A 16,292-nucleotide genomic window follows, 5' to 3' on the forward strand; every position below is an offset into this window, starting at 1 on the left:
TTCTTGGAAAATGAGAGGAATGATAGATTCAAAGCTTGGCTTTTCAAAGGGAGATTCTCAGGTGAATTCCCCAGGATATAGATAGAAAAAAAGCAATGGTCCTGTCATACTAGGGATAGCGGGCGTCTTTATACGGAAGATGATTGCTTGCGTGTTCATTATAATCGCCTATGAACGGTTAGGGAGGGATTGTGTTGGTCTCTGTTGTCATATGGACTGTGATTCTACTATTCATCATTCAACTGTTTCTGTTGGGAGGCCTGGTCCTTTCCAAGATCCATAGTTTGAAGGATGAACGATTGATTTTAACGTACATAGAAACCTGCGAAAAGCCATTCTTTCAATACTTGGAGAGGGAAACAGAGGAGTGTCCTGAGCTTCCAAGCGACATCCGCTACCGCGTTCGGCTCGTCGAGCGGCTGTTGAATCACTTTGTGGACCAGGCGAAGGGGCGGACCGATTATACGAGAGTGCGCGAAACAGCGCGGACGTATCTTTCTCAGGCCTATCGTCTTTATTTGAAAAAAGGAAGCTGGTCCCAACGGGTGAACACCCTTCATTATATAGAAGATTTCGGCATGATGGATATGAAAATCGAAGTTTGGGACTATTTTAAACGTCTCACGGTAATGGACGAAGAATACAGGCAGGCGGTGAGGGTGCTTGCTTCCTTCCAGGACGAGCGTATCATTCGATGGTTGCTGGAACAGGAAACGGTTCCTCAACGTCTTGTCAAGCAAGTCCTGCGTCGTTTCGAAGAGGACCTCTTTCAACAGATGGTGAAGGTGGTAGAAGATGAACCAGGAAGAGTGCCTGCCCCTGTGCATCTGGCGATCGTTTCATTCTGTGGAGAGAAGGGCTCTTTGGATTATCTTCCATTCATTGAAGGGATGCTTCTATCCCCTTCAAAAGAAATACGTCTCAAAGCTCTTCGAAGTCTCATGGAATTGAGGGCCTGCACTGATCACCATCAGCTGGAGAAGTTCTACGAGTCAGACGTTTGGGAGGAGCGGATGTATGCAGCTAAAATAGCGGGCAGTCTAAAATTGGCATCTGCCCAGGATGCCTTGCTTAAACTGGCGGGAGACTCTCACTGGTGGGTAAGGTATTCGGCGTGCGAAGCGATGAAAAACCTCCCGGATGGAACACGGCTGCTGGATTATACACACAAGCATCATGAGGATAAATTCGCACGGTCCATGGCAAGGCAGCATTTGACAGTGAAAGTAGGGGATACGATATGAATGTTGATCTGTTCTATACCACATTGGAAATGATGGGGTACCTCGTCATTATTTATATGATCGTCGTTGCCGTCGTCTACCTCGCTTTATTTTTGATCGCAAGTCCTAATATCAGGAAAGAGCGGGGGCTTCATAGGGAGGAACTCATTGAGGATACCGCGATCAATACAGATACATTTCCGGTCTCCGTCCTGGTGCCTGCTTATAATGAAGAGGTCGGTGTCGTCAGTACGGCCCGGTCAATGTTGGCCCTGAATTACCCTCAGTCCGAGGTGATCGTCATTGATGATGGTTCGAAGGATGAAACAGCCAAGCGTATGATCGATACATTTGCTATGGAACGAATGGAACTCGCCGTCCGGCGGCATTTCAAAACCCAGGACATCCTGGAAGGCTATCAATCGACGACCCATCCGAATCTCTACCTGTTGAGAAAAGAGAATGGGGGAAAAGCGGATGCCCTCAATGCAGGGATCAATTTTTCCAAATATCCTTATTTCGCAGCGATCGATGGGGATTCGATCCTCGACCGTGATGCACTGTTGAAGACGATGAAACCGATCATCGATTCGAACGGTGCCGTTGCAGCGACCGGCGGAACAGTGAGAATCGCTAATGGTTCCAAAATCATCAAAGGGGTTGTCGAACGGATCGGTTTACCGAAACAGCCGATGCTCCTGATGCAGATCGTGGAATATTTCCGCGCCTTTCTAATTGGCAGACTAGGACTTTCCAAACTGAACATCCTGTTAATTATCTCGGGGGCTTTTGGTGTTTTTGAAAAAAATCGAGTCATTAAAGCAGGAGGGTATGATTCGAATACCGTCGGGGAGGATATGGAACTCATTGTCCGCATCCATCGGTCGTTGAAAGATGAAAAGTCACGGCAGAGGATTGAGTATATCCAGGATCCCGTCTGCTGGACAGAAGCTCCGTCTACATTTTCTTCCTTGAGAGCGCAGAGGAAGAGATGGCAGAAAGGGCTTGCGGAAACCCTTTGGAAGCATAGAGAAATGATTTTCAATCCAAAATACAAGGGGATCGGCATGTTCTCGCTCCCTTATTATCTTTTCGTCGAACTATTGAGTGCGATTTTTGAAATGATCGGATACTTCATCATCATTTCCGGGATTTTCTTTTCATTTGTATCGATCGAAATAACCATCGTCGTCAGTTTGTTGACCGTCTTCTATGGTTCTATGATCTCCTCTCTCGCCGTTTTACTGGAGGAGTGGACCTATCATAAAAACCCTGATCCGAAAAGTGTCCTATTGTTATATGGGTGGGCTCTCTCCGAAAGCTTTTGGTATCGGCCACTCCTGGTATGGTGGAGGTGCGAAGGTTTATTCCTGTTTCTATCAAAAAGAAAGAGTTCCTGGGGGAATATGAACCGGAAGGGTTTATCACAGGACTATTAGGTAGCCTCCTTGGCCTGAATCTTAAAATCCATCGTTCTATGAACAGATTTCTGAAGGAAATGACTTCAGACATGGAGAATCTATGGATAAGTAAAGGAGGTCATGTCGTGGAAGTCACGATTCTTGATTTACCCGCGTTTAAGGTCCGGGGACGTAAATGGGAAGGAAAGTATGAAGAAGTCCCTGTATTAAAAGAAGTGATTAAAAAGGTAGAGAACGAAAAAGAAGAAATAAAGCCTGTAGACCCAGAATTCCAGTGGGGTTTATCGATTCATACAGTTGAAAATGGTTTTGTCCATTTCAGCGGATTCGAGGTGGACCTCGGGCTCAGTCAGGCAGTGTATGAAGAAATGAGCGTACCGCCACACACATATTTGAACGTCCATCACCCGAAAGGCAGAGACATCGGTGAAACCTACGCTGCCATTTACCAATGGTTTCGGGAAGGGAATGGGGAGCCCTACCTTGAACCTGGTACGAAATATTTTGATGGACTGCCGTTGAAATTCGAAAAGTATCCGGTTGACCGGGATTTCGAGGACCCCCATTTTGATATTTACATTCCGATCAAAGCATAGAATAGAAAAAGAGCCCTCACGGGGCTCTTTTTTAATAGACTTTATCTCCATTGAAAATGGAATTTTTGACGATGACATAATCGACGTGGCGGATGCTGTCAAGATCCGTGCCGCCGGCGTAACTGATGGCCGATTGCAGGTCCTGTTCCATTTCCGTCAACGTATCCTGAAGGGCGCCTTTATGTTCCACGAACATTTTCTTGCCTTCAACGTTTTTCTTTTCCCCTTTTTGGTACTCAGAAGCGGAACCGAAGTATTCTTTGTAAAGCTTACCGTCTCGTTCTACTGTGTCACCAGGGGACTCTTCGTGGCCTGCGAACAGAGAGCCGATCATGACCATCGTGGCTCCAAAACGGATGGATTTGGCGATGTCCCCGTGTGTACGGATGCCGCCATCAGCGATGACAGGCTTGCTTGCTGCTTTCGCGCACCACCTTAGGGCTGCCAACTGCCAGCCTCCTGTGCCGAAGCCGGTTTTAATCTTCGTGATACAAACTTTCCCTGGACCGATCCCGACTTTGGTGGCATCCGCACCAGCGTTTTCGAGTTCCCGGACGGCTTCCGGCGTTCCGACGTTACCAGCAATCACAAATGTTTCCGGCAGGTGCTGTTTAATGTGCTGAATCATATCAATGACCGCCGTGGAATGTCCGTGGGCGATATCAATCGTGATGTATTCCGGCACCAGTTCTTTCGTAGCCAACATCTGGACAAATTCGTATTCCTCAGGTTTCACACCGACGCTGATGGAAGCGATCAATCCTTCGCTGTGCATTTTTTCTACGAAAGACAAACGAGTTTCAGGCTCAAAACGGTGCATCACATAGAAGTAACCTTCCTGTGCTAACTGAGCAGCAATGGTTTCATCAATGATCGTCTGCATGTTCGCGGGTACGACAGGCAGTTTGAATGTATGGTTGCCGAGTTTAACCGATGGGTCACAGGCCGAACGGCTGTTTACGACACATTTCGCGGGAATTAGTTGGATATCTTCGTAATCAAATACATTTTCCATGGATTTCACTCCTAAAACCGAATATTTAAAAGGTTAATTAAAATTATTGTTCGTACATTAGTAATTTACCTTATCTTTGTTCTGTTGTCAAAGGTTCATGGTAAAATGATGAAAAAAGGGGGGGGAAGTATGTTTGTACATAAGATCGATCGTGAGCTGTCACTCAAACTTGCAGGTCCGGAAGATGCGGATGCGCTCTTTCATCTGACGGATGGATCCCGTGAGCATTTGCGTGAATGGCTGCCATGGCTGGATTCAACGAAAACTGTGGAAGACACGAAATCATTCATTCAATCAGGAAGGCAAGGCTTTTCAGAAAACAAAAGCATGACAACTATGGTACTCTATAATGGTGCCATTGCGGGTACGGCAGGTTTCAATGAAATCGACCACACGAACAGAATCGTGAAAATCGGTTATTGGCTCGGTCGGGAATTCCAAGGGAAAGGAATCATGACACGTGTGGCCCAGGCGTTGACGGACTATGCATTCTTGGAACTGAACATGAACCGAGTGGAAATCCGTGTAGCGGAAGGCAATGAAAAAAGCGCGGCGATTCCGAAGCGTCTTGGATTCAAGAAGGAAGGCACCATCAGGGGTGCGGAATGGCTGTACGACCATTATGTCGATCACACCATCTATGGAATCCTGGCGGAAGAATGGAAGAAGTAAATGGTTGGATTATAAATAAAGAAAAGTAGAGGGATAAAGATGGAAACGCAATACAATAGAAAAATCATACTCGTGACATTCATGATCGGGGCATTTTTTGCCGTCCTGAATGAGACGCTGCTCAATATTGCACTTACGGAGCTGATGGAGGTGTTCGGTCTCGATGCGCCTACGGTCCAATGGATGGCCACCGGGTTCATGCTCGTCATGGGTGTGTTGATGCCGGTCTCTGCGTTGCTGATCCAATGGTTCACAACAAGACAGATGTTCATCGGTGTGATGACTGTGTTCTTAGCAGGAACAATCATTGCAGCGTCGGCCTTTAATTTTCCGATGCTATTGACAGGACGGATGATTCAGGCGGTCGGGACGGGGCTATTGATCCCTGTCATTATGAATGCCTTATTACTGCTTTATGAACCGGAAGTCCGTGGCCGGATCATGGGGACGTTCGGTCTTGTCATCATGTTTGCCCCAGCCATCGGGCCTACGCTCTCAGGCGTCATTGTAGACTTCCTGGGCTGGAGATGGTTGTTTATCACCGTCATTCCGTTTGCCTTATTTTCGATATTATTTGCCGTGAAGTATTTGGAGAATGTTGGGGAAGTGACGCGTCCGAAGGCGGATCTATTCTCGATTGTCCTGTCATCGATCGGGATCGGGGGCATCGTCTATGGGTTCAGCAGCGCAGGGGAAAGTGGAGAAGGATTCTCTTCTCTCAACATCCTCATCATTTTAGGCGTGGCTTTTCTCAGTTTGACTCTTTTTGTCCTCCGGCAATTGAAATTGGAAGAACCTTTGTTGGATGTTCGTGTCTTTACGTATAAAAGTTATGCAAAAGGGATTACGATCTTCGTGATCGTCATCATGGCGATGTTCGCTTCTGAAATCGTCATGCCGATGTATCTGCAGGGACCTTTAGGGTTTTCAGCGAAGACAGCTGGGTTGCTGCTGCTTCCCGGTGCCTTATTGAACGGTTTGATGTCTCCGGTGATGGGGACGCTCTTTGATAAATTCGGTCCAAGGAAACTAATCATCCCGGGTACACTAGTGCTGGTAGGAGTCATGATCTTCTTCAGCAACATCGGGCCTTCCATTCCTGTATGGTCCTTTATTCTGGCGTATGTGTTATTGATGCTGGCCGTTTCAGCGGTGCTCATGCCTTCTCAGACGAATGCGTTGAATGAACTGCCGAAGCATTTATACCCGCACGGAACGGCGATCGCAAATACTTTGCAGCCGATTGGTGGAGCCCTTGGCGTTTCCATTTTCGTAAGCATCATGACTCAGGGAGAGAGAAGCTATTTGAATGATGTATCAGGAGACGTGACAGGCGAAGTCATGGAACAGGCGATGACAGCAGGGGTCCATCAGGCGTATTGGTTCGCTTTAGGGCTTGCCGTCCTCACCTTTGTGGTGGCTTTGTTCATCAGAAAAGCGGTCGCACCGGATTATTCAGCAGAACAGCAATAAAAAAGAAGCAGGACCATTCCAAGAAGGAATGGTCCTGCTTCTTTTTATGCCTGCATCCGTTTGATGAAGGATTCAAGTGGTTGACGGGACTGGATGTTCTGATTGCATTTCTGGCTGTTATGGCAGATATAGTTCCCGCGGCTGATTGTTTCCTCCTTATTTTCCCCTTTGAAGGTAGCTGTGAACATGCCCACTTTTTCATGCTCATGGCAAAGCGAACAAATGCTTTTCTGTCTTAATGGTTTGTAATGACCGTACAACCCTGTAAGTTCACCGTCCACGGTAGTAATGATGTATTTTCTGTTTGCTGATACATCGTTCCATCCAATATAAGAAAGCTCGGTCCATTCTTCATTCGGAATTGCCGGCACCCTCAGCTTTTTCACTTTCGGGAACAATTTTTGAATATCAGCTTCTGACAGTTTTGGAAAAGGGACCACGTACTGCTTCAGGCGGGAAAAGTAAAGGATCGCATCGGTTTCGTCTTTGACGTCACTGGCTTGTGCAATCATTTGTTCCTGTTCTGATGAAAGCTCTGTAAACAAATCCAGCACCTTTTCCTGCGTGATCGATTGTAAGGCCTGAGTGACTGAGGCATCGTTCGTTGTCATATGACTGTTCAACAGGTTATGAGCCTGATTTTTTATAAAATGATACTGATCGGAGCGGATAAATCGTTCCATAAAGAAACCCCCGTTCATTGATTTTCTTCTTATTATTTCAGAGCGCGTCTTTTCAATCAAACGTTAAGCCTCCCAGGTTCATAAGGGAGCAGTAAACCTGACACCTGGATTCTTTGATTAGATACCAGTACCAAAAGCTGAAATGATGAAACATTTACCCGTGGGGAATCGTAGAAGTACCTGTAAGACATGGGAGGGGGAGGAAGATGACTTGGAAACGAACGATGGTAGAAACCAGCCGCGGTACTTTCGAAGTTTTTGAAAAAGGACAGGGGCGCCCGCTTGCGGTCACTCATTTGTATTCAGAGTTCAACGAAACGGGAGACTATTTTGCAGGAGCTTTTGTAGAGAGCCATCACGTCTACTTAATAAACTTGAAAGAGTGTGGAAGCTCTGATAAGGCTTCGGCCCCTCACGAACTGACAATGCTTGAAAGTGTCCTCGATCTTGAAGCCATCCGAAGTACATTAGGGTATGAATCCTGGGACTTTGCCGGTCACTCTACGGGAGGCATGCTTGCTTGTGTGTATGGGATCTATTTCTCGGGGAGCCTGGACACACTTATCATTGCTAATGCAGCTGCACGAGAGTATATGACGTTTTCAAAGGATTGTATTTATAATGAATCCCACCCGGAATTCCATAACATGCAGTCAATGATCGAGGGGTTGAAAAAAGAAGACCTTTCCTCTGAAGCAAGAAAAGAATTAACCGTTGAACGAACAAAACTTTCCTTATGGAAGCCTCAAAATTATGAACGCTATTTTAATCAAGGGATTGAAAAGGAGATGTCAGCCGTCCGCATGAACTTCTTTTCCCGAGAGCTTCACACGTTTGATGTGACAAGGAAGCTGAAACTCATAGATGCCGAGGTGATGGTTGTATCTGGTGCGCATGATGTCCAGTGTCCACCTTCTTATTCGGAAGAAATCGCCGAAGCTATTCCCGGTGCTGTCCATCATAGGTTTCTAGAGAGTAATCACTACCCTCATCTTGAAGAGCGACTGAAATACAGGCAAATGATTACCGACTACTTTGACTAGCACAAACGGAGAGTGGTAAAGTTACTCATGATGACAGCGTTTTAACAAGGAAGGAGATTAGGGATGCAGCAGGATAAACAACAAAGAAGAAGTGACTTCGCGAAGTTCAAAGAGCTGTGGTTTCTATTGTTCATGCTTTTGTTTACACTCTTTCATAACACGATGGTCATCCTTATCGGTGAGGGGTGGAGCTTCATCGGCTACAGCCTCTTGTTTCTGGTGATGTATACCTTGTTCCGCTGGCTGCGGAAGGTCGTCGTGTTCATGAGAAAACCATTGTCCTGGGGATCGCTGATCGGCTTTTACATTGCTGGTGTCTTCGTGCTCGGCGCGTTATTGATCCCATAAAGGAAAAGGGAGAGGGGATCATGGGGATGAAAGTTTCGTTTCTTCCATTTTGATAGGGCACACATACATAAACGATGATTCGATTTGAATGAATGAAGGGATAGCACAGAGGTTTCAAAGGAAAGAGACCCATTAAGGGGGGATTCTAAATGGAGTATGTCAAAGAGCTTAGAAAAGAAGTAGGAACAAGACCGTTAATTCTACCCGGGGCTGTTGTGATTATCGTCAATGATCAGCAGAAGATTCTACTCCAACATCGCAAAGATGGCGGGTGGGGACTTCCTGGGGGTTTAATGGAGCTCGGCGAGAGTTTGGAGGAAACGGCGCGACGTGAAGTGAAAGAAGAAACCGGCCTCCATGTAGGGGAACTTGAACTACTGGATATCTTTTCAGGAGAAGACTACTTTTTTAAGATTTCCAATGGAGATGAACTGTACTCGGTGACGGCGGTCTACAGGACGGACGAGTACAAAGGAAAGGTAGAGGTGGATGAGGAAGAATCCCATCAAATCAATTTCTTTTCTATCAATCATCTACCCGCAGATCTAACCAGGGAATACCGTGATTATTTGGAACCATATTTGAAAAAACATAGATGACGGGGGATTCGATGCTTGAACTGTTGATGCTGGTCATAACCGTTGTTTTAGTAGCGGGTTATATTTATTTGATTTACAAGAAGAGGAAAAATTTGAAGAAGGAATATGGCTGGAAGAGCTACGTGACGCCGGGGGCTTTTGTTATTGCACCATTAGTGGCCTTGTTTTCCTATCTATTTGAATTCGGAGGCATTGCCACTTGGTTCATCCTTGGTGTTTGCTTTATTACCGGAGCATTTTTCACAAAATATTTGCCGGAGCCGAAAGGAGGCTGACGGACACAGGACAGTAACCATTCAAGGTTGCTGTTTTTTTATTTTGGAAATGTATCCCTTATACTCTCCTGTTCAACATAATTGTGACGGGAAAATGAAATAATAAGAGAAGAGTAGGAGGACGCTTATGAATGAGTGGTTGGAATTCGTCGGAACAGGTATCATCGTTTTTATTATATTGTACGTTTTAGCGAGAATTCTAAGCAAGAAGCTGATCTCCCAAATGACGCTTTTTGACTTCATCGCAGGCATCACGCTGGGATCAATGACTGCTACCACCTTCCTTGCTGATAATGTGACGCTCTCCAGAGGTGCGCTTGGATTACTGACCTTCGCAGCCCTTGTTCTTGTCATTGACTATCTCACACTTAAAAGTTTGACGATCCGAAAGCTTGTGAACAGTCAACCTACGCTGCTGATGGACAATGGGAAAATTCTTATAAAGAATATGAAAAAAGTGCGATTCAATGTCGATGAACTCATTGCTGAATTAAGAAAAGCGGGAGTGTTCCAGTTCAGTGATGTTCAGACAGCGATCTTGGAAACGGATGGTTCTGTAAGTGTTCTAAGAAAATCAGAGGCAACCCCTGTCACCTCTCGTGATATGAAGTTAGAAACAGCCCCTGCAAAATATTCACACGTGGTCATGGTCCAGGGGAAAATTCTCCGTCACCAATTGAATGCCAGTGGTTACAGTGAAGCCTGGCTGCAGGATCAACTGCAGGCGCATGGGATTTCCAATGTGAAGGAAGTGCTGGTTGCACAGGTCAATCCTGATGGGACGATCTTTGTAGAAACAGTAGAATAGGTCTATGTTTTTTTGAGAAGCTTTTTACTGCAAAGAGAATGCGCATGTCGCCGGTAGAAGCAGGAAGAAACCATAGCCATCCGTCCTTCAGAATGATAGTCCAGCCGGAGAATAACAGGACTTAAGCAGACAATACGAGCGATTGTCTGCTTTTTTATGGTCAACCTTCGTCAAAATGAGGAGGGCCATTCTTTTGCAGGAATTTGGAAAAATGTGTTTAATTTTGTGGGAGAAAGGATATAGGGAGTTAGGTGGAAAATAGTGGGATGTGGAAGTCAGCTTTTGTCATTACATAGACCAGCCTCTTTTTTTACCGAATAAAATTCGGGAGTGTTTGGATGTTAAAAAAGTGTAACCTGTTGTTGTTGAGTTTTCTGGTGCTGTTCCTGTTTCCTCTTCAGGTATTCGCTGCGGACATGTCAGCAGAAGACGTGTTGAAGAAATCGAATGAAGCGATGAAAAACCTGGACAGCTACTCTATGAAACAAGTCTCCAAGGCGAAAATGCCGATGATGAATGAAGGAGAAGGAATGGAAACCACAACGATGTCCGATGTGACTATGGATCCTTTCGCCATCTATTTGAAAACAGAATTGGCAGGAGAGACGACGGAGTCTTATTTTACAGAAGAAGGCTACTACAGTGAACTGCCAGGAAAAGGGTGGGTCCAGCTCTCTGACGATTCCAGTCAGGAAATGATGCAGTCGATGCTTGCGGAAGGGCAGATGGCACAGGCGCTTCCATTAGCTGAGGATATGAGTGTGGAAGAAAGTGACGATTCCTACGTCCTCCATTATGAGGGTGACGGGGAGAAACTTTTGAAAATGTCGATGAAAATGCTGCAGCAAGGTATGGGTTCCAGTGAAGGTGAGCAGGGGTTAAAAGAACTGGGTGAAGAAATCCTTGATAAAATGACCATCAATGATGTGACCTATAAAATGACGATCGACAAAGAAAATCACTATTTAACTTCCAGCTACGTTCATTTGGAAATGGAAATCGAAACCGAAGAGGGCCAGCCGATGCCGATCACTCAGGAAACTGAAATGACACTGGAAAACTTTAATGGTGTCGGAGAAATTCAAATTCCACAAGAGGTGCTGGATGAGGCTCAACCGATTGAAGATGCCATCGGAGGCGAAATGCCTGATACCGCAAGTCCGGATTTGATGTATGCTTTACTTGGCGCAACTGTAGTATTGCTTGCCGGAAGTGTTTTGTTCGTGAGAAAGAGATCCTTGCAGTAAAAAATAAGAGTCGGGCTCAGGCCTGGCTCTTTCAATCTTTCCATAGATGAGGAGGCCATCATGCTGAACAAAGTCCTTTACATGCTTGTCGTGATCGGTTTGTCGTGCACTGCATATTTCACCTTTCAATGGTGGGACTCTACGAAGGCTGTTGAAAAGGTGACCGAAGAGGAAATCAACGAATGGCACTCCCAGGGACAGGCAGAGAAACCTGAACCTGTGGTTGTTAAAAAACAAGAGAAAACGAAAACCCCTCGATATTCGAATGAACTACATATGTTTGACGATGGTGAAAAAGTGGGGCGACTGGTCATTCCTCATTTGAATAAAGGCTATGCCACCTATTGGGGCACGGATGAACAGTCGCTTCATCAAGGGGTAGGGATGTTCATAAGCAAGTGGACAACGACACCTGATGAGAAGCGTCATACCGTCCTGAGCGGACACCGTGAGACCGTTTTCACAGAGCTTGGGGAAATTGAAAAAGGCGCCCCGCTTTTTTATGAATATGAAGGGAAAAGGTACAAGTATGAGGTGGAGAAAACATGGGTGACGGATGAAGACGACCGCTCGGTCATCGTTGATCATGAGGATCCGACGCTTACATTAACGACCTGTTATCCTTTTGATTTCATAGGGAGTGCCCCGGAAAGGTTTATTGTACAGTCAAGATTAGTCGATGTGCAGGAAATCGAGTGATTTGGCAGTAACTGAAGCTCATCAGTACTTAACATAATCGAACTTTTCCTGTGGGTCCAACGCGGGTCCTTTATAAACCTTAGTGATCATTAGTGAAGAAAGAGGGTTTGTAAATGTCTGCATTATTTCTATTCATAGGTATCCTAGGGTTGATTGTTTACATTTATATCACAAGAAAAAGCTTTTTCTCTGATGAGCGGAATGTGAAGTTATGGATCGTGCTTTTTGTATTCCTGCCTTTGTTGGTCATGGGGTTATGCCTCTCCTTATCTTTTTAGCAATGTATCATGTCCAGCACATCTGAATGGACGAATACGGATCTGTTTGTGAGAGGTGAACAAGACTAACTCCTTTACCTACATAAGCGAAAGGCTTTTCGCACAAGCTAAGGAAAACGGGGAGTAGGTGAAATCATGACTTTGTACCGGCTCGGTTATGTAGCGATGAGTGTCCATTTGCAAAACGCTTCGCCATCTCAAACGATGACCTATAAACGATTTTCAGAGATTCGTGATGAGGAGGCGGCCAGACGGAAGCTGGAACGGATTGCGAAATCCAACCTTCACAACTGTCTGCGGTTACTGAAACATAATAAAGCTCATGATATCCACTTTTTCAGATTGAGTTCACGGCTTGTGCCTCTTGCTACACATGAAGAGCTACAGGGGTGGGATTATTTGAATCCGATTAAGGAAGATTTGAGGGAATTGGGAGCGTATGCGGTGGATAATGAGATGAGGCTGGATTTTCATCCCGATCACTTCGTTGTCATCAATTCTCCGGATCAGGGAATTTTCAAAGCTTCGATGGGCGTGCTGAAGTATCATTACCTGCTGCTTCATCATATGGGTCTAGATCCAACTCATCGTTGTGTTTTCCATCTCGGAGGCAGATACAAGGATAAGGAAAAATCGCTGGAGCGGTTCATTGAAAATTGGGCCCTGGTCCCTTCAGGCATTCAAAAGACCGTCATGATTGAAAATGATGATACCTCCTACACGTTAGCGGATGGTCTTTATGTCTGTGAAAAGTTGAACATCCCTCTCGTCTTTGATCTCCATCATCATTATGCCAACCATGAAGGGGAGAAATGGGAGGATCATTGGGCGCGTGTCGTGGATACTTGGCGTCATTCACCCCTTCCTGTGAAAATGCATATTTCCAGTCCGAAAAGCGAAAAGGATTTCAAAAGTCATGCGGATTTTGTGGATGCAGAAATGTTCCTCGAGTTTGTAAAGAAAACGAATGGCTCCACAGACCAAATCGACTGTATGATTGAAGCAAAGCAGAAGGATGAAGCGTTATTCCGACTTGTGGAAGAGTTGAAGCAGCATCCGGAAGTTGAGATGCAGGATGATAGTTCGTTTATTTGGAAAGGATAACTGAACCAGACTCACTTATGAGAATCCTGGTGTTTCGCACGTTCAAGGCCCCGTTTAATCAATTTTTTCAGACGACGTTTGATTCTTAGAAAAGGGATGAGTCGGTCTTCTTTCATCAGTTCATAAGTCAGGTGAGCGAATTCCTGTCTTTCTTCCGGTGTCAGAACGATGACTTCTGCAGGTTCTCTCTTAGGAAAAGGAATTAAATCTCCCACACGCATCGCCTCCTTCTTAAAGATTTATGCAGAAGGATACATAACATGCTCTAAATTAATGGTCTGCCTTAATGTTGGCAGAGAAGAAATGAGGATATCATCTAGAAAAGTGCGGATGAAGATGATGGAACGTTGAATAGAGAATTGCCCCCTTTCTACAAGCGTTAAGTAGGAGGCGGGGCTCTTTTTTTATGGAACATACATTAAAAGAGAGCTCGTTTCCAACCGTAGTGTCGATGATGCAGCGTGATATAATAAGGATATAAATGGTTCATGACCCAATTTTATCAACTGGAATCTTAGGGAGGTTGCTATGTCTGATTATAAGTTAACCATAGAGATCCGAAAGCCTTCTTATGCGCAGAATAAAACGGTAAGGGATTCCATTCCTCGTTCCTTGTGGAAGGCTGTGAGGCACCATGTCTTGAAGAAAAGTGATTTTCAGTGCCAAATCTGTGGCTTTCATGATGAAGAGAAATTGCATGCGCATGAAGTCTGGCAATATGACGAGGAGAAGTACCTTTTAATCTTAAACGATATCCAGTCTTTGTGCAGGTCGTGCCATGATTTGAAGCATATTCACCATGTCGGGCATCGAACGAAAGCCGTGAATACGAGTGATTTTGTCATGAGGAAATTAAAGCGCCATTTTATCAAGGTCAATGATTGTACGGAAAAAGACTTCACAAGACATTATCGAAATCAATTAGCCAGGAGTACGGTCGAACCTGTTAAAAGGTCTATGGAGGATTTAATAGAATGGCGGGAGTGGAGAGAGAAGGAAGCGTTCCTTATGGCACAGGATTGGAAATTCGTGATTGGTGACAATGTCCCATTAGCGAGTGAGATTGAGTCGAATCTCGATGAAAAAGGGTTGCTTTATGAGCAGAATCATAAAGGTTCGTCTTCTTTGCTCTAATTTCTTAGTAAAACGGAAGAGTGGAACGACCCCCATAATTTTTCACCCATTGATTTTATGTTAAGGTTCTAAGGGATGTGCACAGATGAGAGTCAAGGGGGAAGTCATATGAACAACCGTGCTTTAGGAGTTTTATTGGTAGGGCTATCTTTATTAACCGGAGTCATCGCGTACTCCATTGGTGAGCTGATCACAGCCATTAAAATGTCAGCTGCTCATGTATCGGCATCGATATCCGGAGCGGATGGGCCAGGGATCGGTTGGGGTGGAAACACGATTTTAACGACCGTTCCTATACTGGCTATAGCCATTTGTATACTATTAGGTTTTGTTGTTCTTCTTAAACGCAATTAAATGTGCCTTCAAAAGTCAGCGGAAAAAGCTGGCTTTTTAGTATGCATCTTAGAAGAGCTTCCCTGGTTAGCGGACTTTACATAAAGAAAAAACGTGCGTGGATGATCCACGCACGTTTCAACTTAGCCCTCCCAAGCCGGAAGCATCTGACTGAGTGGTTTGTCCTTCCGATATCCAAGTACATATTCCGCCTGCATAATCGTATGGATTTCCCGCGTCCCTTCATAAATGACGGGAGCTTTAGAATTCCTTAAATAACGTTCGACGGGATATTCGTTGGAATACCCGTATGCCCCGTGGATCTGCACGGCATCATCGGCCGCCTGGTTGGCGAAATCACACGCCTGCCATTTGGCAAGGGATGTTTCTCTCGTGTTTCTCACCCCTTTGTTCTTCAATGCACCTGCACGATAGACGAGCAGGCGGCTCATGTGTAAACCGGCCTCCATCTTCGCGATCATCTGCTGGACGAGCTGGTGCTTTCCGATTTCTTTTCCGAACGTTTCCCTCTCATGGCAGTATTCTACACTCGCCTCTAGGCAAGCCATGATCTGTCCGCAGGCACCAGCAGCAACCGTGAACCGGCCGCTGTCCAGGGCGGACATGGCGATTTTAAAGCCGTCCCCTTCGTCTCCGAGCAGGTTTTCTGTCGGTACTTTCATCTGATCAAAGAACAATTCGCCTGTATTGCCTGCCCGGATCCCGAGCTTTCCTTTCGTGGCTTTCGATGAGAATCCTTCATAGGTCCTTTCCACAATAAAACAGGAAATCCCGTGGTGTTTCTTACTCTTATCCGTATAAGCAAACACTAAAAAGTGATCGGCCACATCACAGAGGGAAATCCATGTTTTCTGCCCGTTCAGTACATAATGATCACCGTCGAGGGTCGCAGTCGTCTGTAAGGCGGCAACGTCCGAACCTGCCGCCGGTTCCGTCAAACCGAAAGCCCCGATTTTTTCACCTCTCGCCTGTGGAACCAAGTATTTCTGTTTCTGGGATTCTGTCGCCCACTGCAGGAGTGTCATGCTGTTCAAGCCGGTATGAACGGAAACGGCTGTGCGGAAGGCCGTGTCTCCACGCTCGAGTTCTTCACAGACAATCGCGAGAGAATTGTAATCCATCCCGCTTCCGCCATAGGTCTCTGGAATGCACACACCCATCAGACCGAGCCCCGCCAGTTTTTTCAACGTCTGCTGATCGAAGTGTCCTTTCGCATCCCACTCGCCAATATTGGGCATGATTTCATGGTCGACGAAACTTCGGACCGCTTTTCTTAACATCACTTGCTCATCACTGAAATCGAAGTTCATTTCGTTCACT

Annotated in this window: 20 protein-coding genes; 16 read left to right on the forward strand and 4 right to left on the reverse strand. The window is 45.6% G+C overall.

The window, feature by feature from the left end; genetic code table 11:
• Positions 1 to 194 precede the first annotated feature (194 nt).
• From VKA52_RS16795 to VKA52_RS16805, 3 genes are all read left to right on the forward strand, one after another.
• A complete protein-coding gene (locus VKA52_RS16795; protein WP_326316525.1) occupies positions 195 to 1,244 on the forward strand; it encodes a HEAT repeat domain-containing protein in 1,050 nt (349 codons plus the stop codon).
• Positions 1,241 to 2,662 carry a glycosyltransferase family 2 protein gene (locus tag VKA52_RS16800; protein ID WP_326316526.1) on the forward strand — a complete coding sequence of 474 codons (1,422 nt, stop codon included), beginning with the start codon at positions 1,241 to 1,243 and terminating at the stop codon, positions 2,660 to 2,662. The genes VKA52_RS16795 and VKA52_RS16800 overlap by 4 nt, the downstream gene beginning before the upstream one ends.
• A gap of 107 nt (positions 2,663 to 2,769) precedes the next feature.
• Positions 2,770 to 3,240 (forward strand): GyrI-like domain-containing protein, encoded by a 471-nt coding sequence (locus tag VKA52_RS16805; RefSeq protein ID WP_326316527.1) that lies wholly within the window; start codon positions 2,770 to 2,772, stop codon positions 3,238 to 3,240.
• 31 nt (positions 3,241 to 3,271) lie between these two features.
• Here the strand turns inward: VKA52_RS16805 and guaC are convergent, their stop codons facing one another.
• Positions 3,272 to 4,255, reverse strand: a complete 984-nt coding sequence (guaC, locus tag VKA52_RS16810) for a GMP reductase (RefSeq protein ID WP_326316528.1) — start codon at positions 4,253 to 4,255, stop codon at positions 3,272 to 3,274.
• Between the two features lie 129 nt (positions 4,256 to 4,384).
• Here guaC and VKA52_RS16815 point away from each other — a divergent pair, with 129 nt between their 5' ends.
• Positions 4,385 to 4,927 (forward strand): GNAT family N-acetyltransferase, encoded by a 543-nt coding sequence (locus VKA52_RS16815; RefSeq protein ID WP_326316529.1) that lies wholly within the window; start codon positions 4,385 to 4,387, stop codon positions 4,925 to 4,927.
• Positions 4,928 to 4,966: 39 nt separating this feature from the next.
• Positions 4,967 to 6,400 carry an MDR family MFS transporter gene (locus VKA52_RS16820; RefSeq protein WP_326316530.1) on the forward strand — a complete coding sequence of 478 codons (1,434 nt, stop codon included), beginning with the start codon at positions 4,967 to 4,969 and terminating at the stop codon, positions 6,398 to 6,400.
• Positions 6,401 to 6,444: 44 nt separating this feature from the next.
• On the opposite strand, the gene VKA52_RS16825 is transcribed toward VKA52_RS16820, so the two are convergent.
• On the reverse strand, positions 6,445 to 7,083 hold the full coding sequence (locus VKA52_RS16825; protein WP_160915803.1) for a FusB/FusC family EF-G-binding protein: 639 nt from the start codon (positions 7,081 to 7,083) through the stop codon (positions 6,445 to 6,447).
• A gap of 206 nt (positions 7,084 to 7,289) precedes the next feature.
• Here VKA52_RS16825 and VKA52_RS16830 point away from each other — a divergent pair, with 206 nt between their 5' ends.
• The 9 genes from VKA52_RS16830 (at position 7,290) to uvsE (ending at position 13,484) form a co-directional block, all read left to right on the forward strand.
• Complete coding sequence (locus VKA52_RS16830; RefSeq protein ID WP_326316531.1) at positions 7,290 to 8,126, forward strand: alpha/beta fold hydrolase; 837 nt, start codon at positions 7,290 to 7,292, stop codon at positions 8,124 to 8,126.
• 63 nt (positions 8,127 to 8,189) lie between these two features.
• Entirely contained in the window at positions 8,190 to 8,474 is a 285-nt protein-coding gene (locus VKA52_RS16835; protein WP_160915807.1) for a hypothetical protein, read from the forward strand.
• A 149-nt stretch (positions 8,475 to 8,623) separates the two neighbouring features.
• Positions 8,624 to 9,073, forward strand: coding sequence for an NUDIX hydrolase (locus tag VKA52_RS16840; protein WP_326316532.1), 450 nt, complete (start codon positions 8,624 to 8,626; stop codon positions 9,071 to 9,073).
• Positions 9,074 to 9,084: 11 nt separating this feature from the next.
• Complete coding sequence (locus VKA52_RS16845; RefSeq protein ID WP_326316533.1) at positions 9,085 to 9,348, forward strand: hypothetical protein; 264 nt, start codon at positions 9,085 to 9,087, stop codon at positions 9,346 to 9,348.
• A gap of 127 nt (positions 9,349 to 9,475) precedes the next feature.
• Entirely contained in the window at positions 9,476 to 10,156 is a 681-nt protein-coding gene (locus tag VKA52_RS16850) for a DUF421 domain-containing protein (RefSeq protein ID WP_326316534.1), read from the forward strand.
• A 338-nt stretch (positions 10,157 to 10,494) separates the two neighbouring features.
• Complete coding sequence (locus VKA52_RS16855; protein WP_326316535.1) at positions 10,495 to 11,403, forward strand: DUF6612 family protein; 909 nt, start codon at positions 10,495 to 10,497, stop codon at positions 11,401 to 11,403.
• Positions 11,404 to 11,463: 60 nt separating this feature from the next.
• Positions 11,464 to 12,102 carry a class D sortase gene (locus tag VKA52_RS16860; protein WP_326316536.1) on the forward strand — a complete coding sequence of 213 codons (639 nt, stop codon included), beginning with the start codon at positions 11,464 to 11,466 and terminating at the stop codon, positions 12,100 to 12,102.
• A gap of 113 nt (positions 12,103 to 12,215) precedes the next feature.
• Complete coding sequence (locus VKA52_RS16865) at positions 12,216 to 12,380, forward strand: hypothetical protein (protein WP_326316537.1); 165 nt, start codon at positions 12,216 to 12,218, stop codon at positions 12,378 to 12,380.
• 135 nt (positions 12,381 to 12,515) lie between these two features.
• A complete protein-coding gene (uvsE, locus tag VKA52_RS16870; protein WP_326316538.1) occupies positions 12,516 to 13,484 on the forward strand; it encodes a UV DNA damage repair endonuclease UvsE in 969 nt (322 codons plus the stop codon).
• Positions 13,485 to 13,495: 11 nt separating this feature from the next.
• On the opposite strand, the gene VKA52_RS16875 is transcribed toward uvsE, so the two are convergent.
• Positions 13,496 to 13,699, reverse strand: a complete 204-nt coding sequence (locus VKA52_RS16875; protein WP_326316539.1) for a hypothetical protein — start codon at positions 13,697 to 13,699, stop codon at positions 13,496 to 13,498.
• A gap of 313 nt (positions 13,700 to 14,012) precedes the next feature.
• Here VKA52_RS16875 and VKA52_RS16880 point away from each other — a divergent pair, with 313 nt between their 5' ends.
• Positions 14,013 to 14,618, forward strand: coding sequence for an HNH endonuclease (locus VKA52_RS16880; protein ID WP_326316540.1), 606 nt, complete (start codon positions 14,013 to 14,015; stop codon positions 14,616 to 14,618).
• Between the two features lie 108 nt (positions 14,619 to 14,726).
• The gene (locus tag VKA52_RS16885; RefSeq protein WP_326316541.1) at positions 14,727 to 14,972 is read left to right on the forward strand and encodes a hypothetical protein; all 246 of its coding nucleotides are present in this window, start codon (positions 14,727 to 14,729) and stop codon (positions 14,970 to 14,972) included.
• 122 nt (positions 14,973 to 15,094) lie between these two features.
• On the opposite strand, the gene VKA52_RS16890 is transcribed toward VKA52_RS16885, so the two are convergent.
• Entirely contained in the window at positions 15,095 to 16,282 is a 1,188-nt protein-coding gene (locus tag VKA52_RS16890; protein WP_326316542.1) for an acyl-CoA dehydrogenase family protein, read from the reverse strand.
• Positions 16,283 to 16,292: the final 10 nt, after the last annotated feature.

Origin of the sequence: Halobacillus sp. HZG1, assembly GCF_035818575.1 — a bacterium.
In the GTDB taxonomy this organism is placed as follows: Bacteria; Bacillota; Bacilli; order Bacillales; family Halobacillaceae; genus Halobacillus; species Halobacillus litoralis.

Excerpts from the sequence above, each read along its gene's own strand:
- VKA52_RS16800 (WP_326316526.1), top strand. The coding sequence starts at position 1,241 with ATGAATGTTGATCTGTTCTATACCACATTGGAAATGATGGGGTACCTC.
- guaC (WP_326316528.1), bottom strand. The coding sequence starts at position 4,255 with ATGGAAAATGTATTTGATTACGAAGATATCCAACTAATTCCCGCGAAA.
- VKA52_RS16815 (WP_326316529.1), top strand. The coding sequence starts at position 4,385 with ATGTTTGTACATAAGATCGATCGTGAGCTGTCACTCAAACTTGCAGGT.
- VKA52_RS16820 (WP_326316530.1), top strand. The coding sequence starts at position 4,967 with ATGGAAACGCAATACAATAGAAAAATCATACTCGTGACATTCATGATC.
- VKA52_RS16825 (WP_160915803.1), bottom strand. The coding sequence starts at position 7,083 with ATGGAACGATTTATCCGCTCCGATCAGTATCATTTTATAAAAAATCAG.
- VKA52_RS16830 (WP_326316531.1), top strand. The coding sequence starts at position 7,290 with ATGACTTGGAAACGAACGATGGTAGAAACCAGCCGCGGTACTTTCGAA.
- VKA52_RS16835 (WP_160915807.1), top strand. The coding sequence starts at position 8,190 with ATGCAGCAGGATAAACAACAAAGAAGAAGTGACTTCGCGAAGTTCAAA.
- VKA52_RS16840 (WP_326316532.1), top strand. The coding sequence starts at position 8,624 with ATGGAGTATGTCAAAGAGCTTAGAAAAGAAGTAGGAACAAGACCGTTA.
- VKA52_RS16845 (WP_326316533.1), top strand. The coding sequence starts at position 9,085 with ATGCTTGAACTGTTGATGCTGGTCATAACCGTTGTTTTAGTAGCGGGT.
- VKA52_RS16850 (WP_326316534.1), top strand. The coding sequence starts at position 9,476 with ATGAATGAGTGGTTGGAATTCGTCGGAACAGGTATCATCGTTTTTATT.
- VKA52_RS16855 (WP_326316535.1), top strand. The coding sequence starts at position 10,495 with ATGTTAAAAAAGTGTAACCTGTTGTTGTTGAGTTTTCTGGTGCTGTTC.
- VKA52_RS16860 (WP_326316536.1), top strand. The coding sequence starts at position 11,464 with ATGCTGAACAAAGTCCTTTACATGCTTGTCGTGATCGGTTTGTCGTGC.
- VKA52_RS16865 (WP_326316537.1), top strand. The coding sequence starts at position 12,216 with ATGTCTGCATTATTTCTATTCATAGGTATCCTAGGGTTGATTGTTTAC.
- uvsE (WP_326316538.1), top strand. The coding sequence starts at position 12,516 with ATGACTTTGTACCGGCTCGGTTATGTAGCGATGAGTGTCCATTTGCAA.
- VKA52_RS16880 (WP_326316540.1), top strand. The coding sequence starts at position 14,013 with ATGTCTGATTATAAGTTAACCATAGAGATCCGAAAGCCTTCTTATGCG.
- VKA52_RS16885 (WP_326316541.1), top strand. The coding sequence starts at position 14,727 with ATGAACAACCGTGCTTTAGGAGTTTTATTGGTAGGGCTATCTTTATTA.
- VKA52_RS16890 (WP_326316542.1), bottom strand. The coding sequence starts at position 16,282 with ATGAACTTCGATTTCAGTGATGAGCAAGTGATGTTAAGAAAAGCGGTC.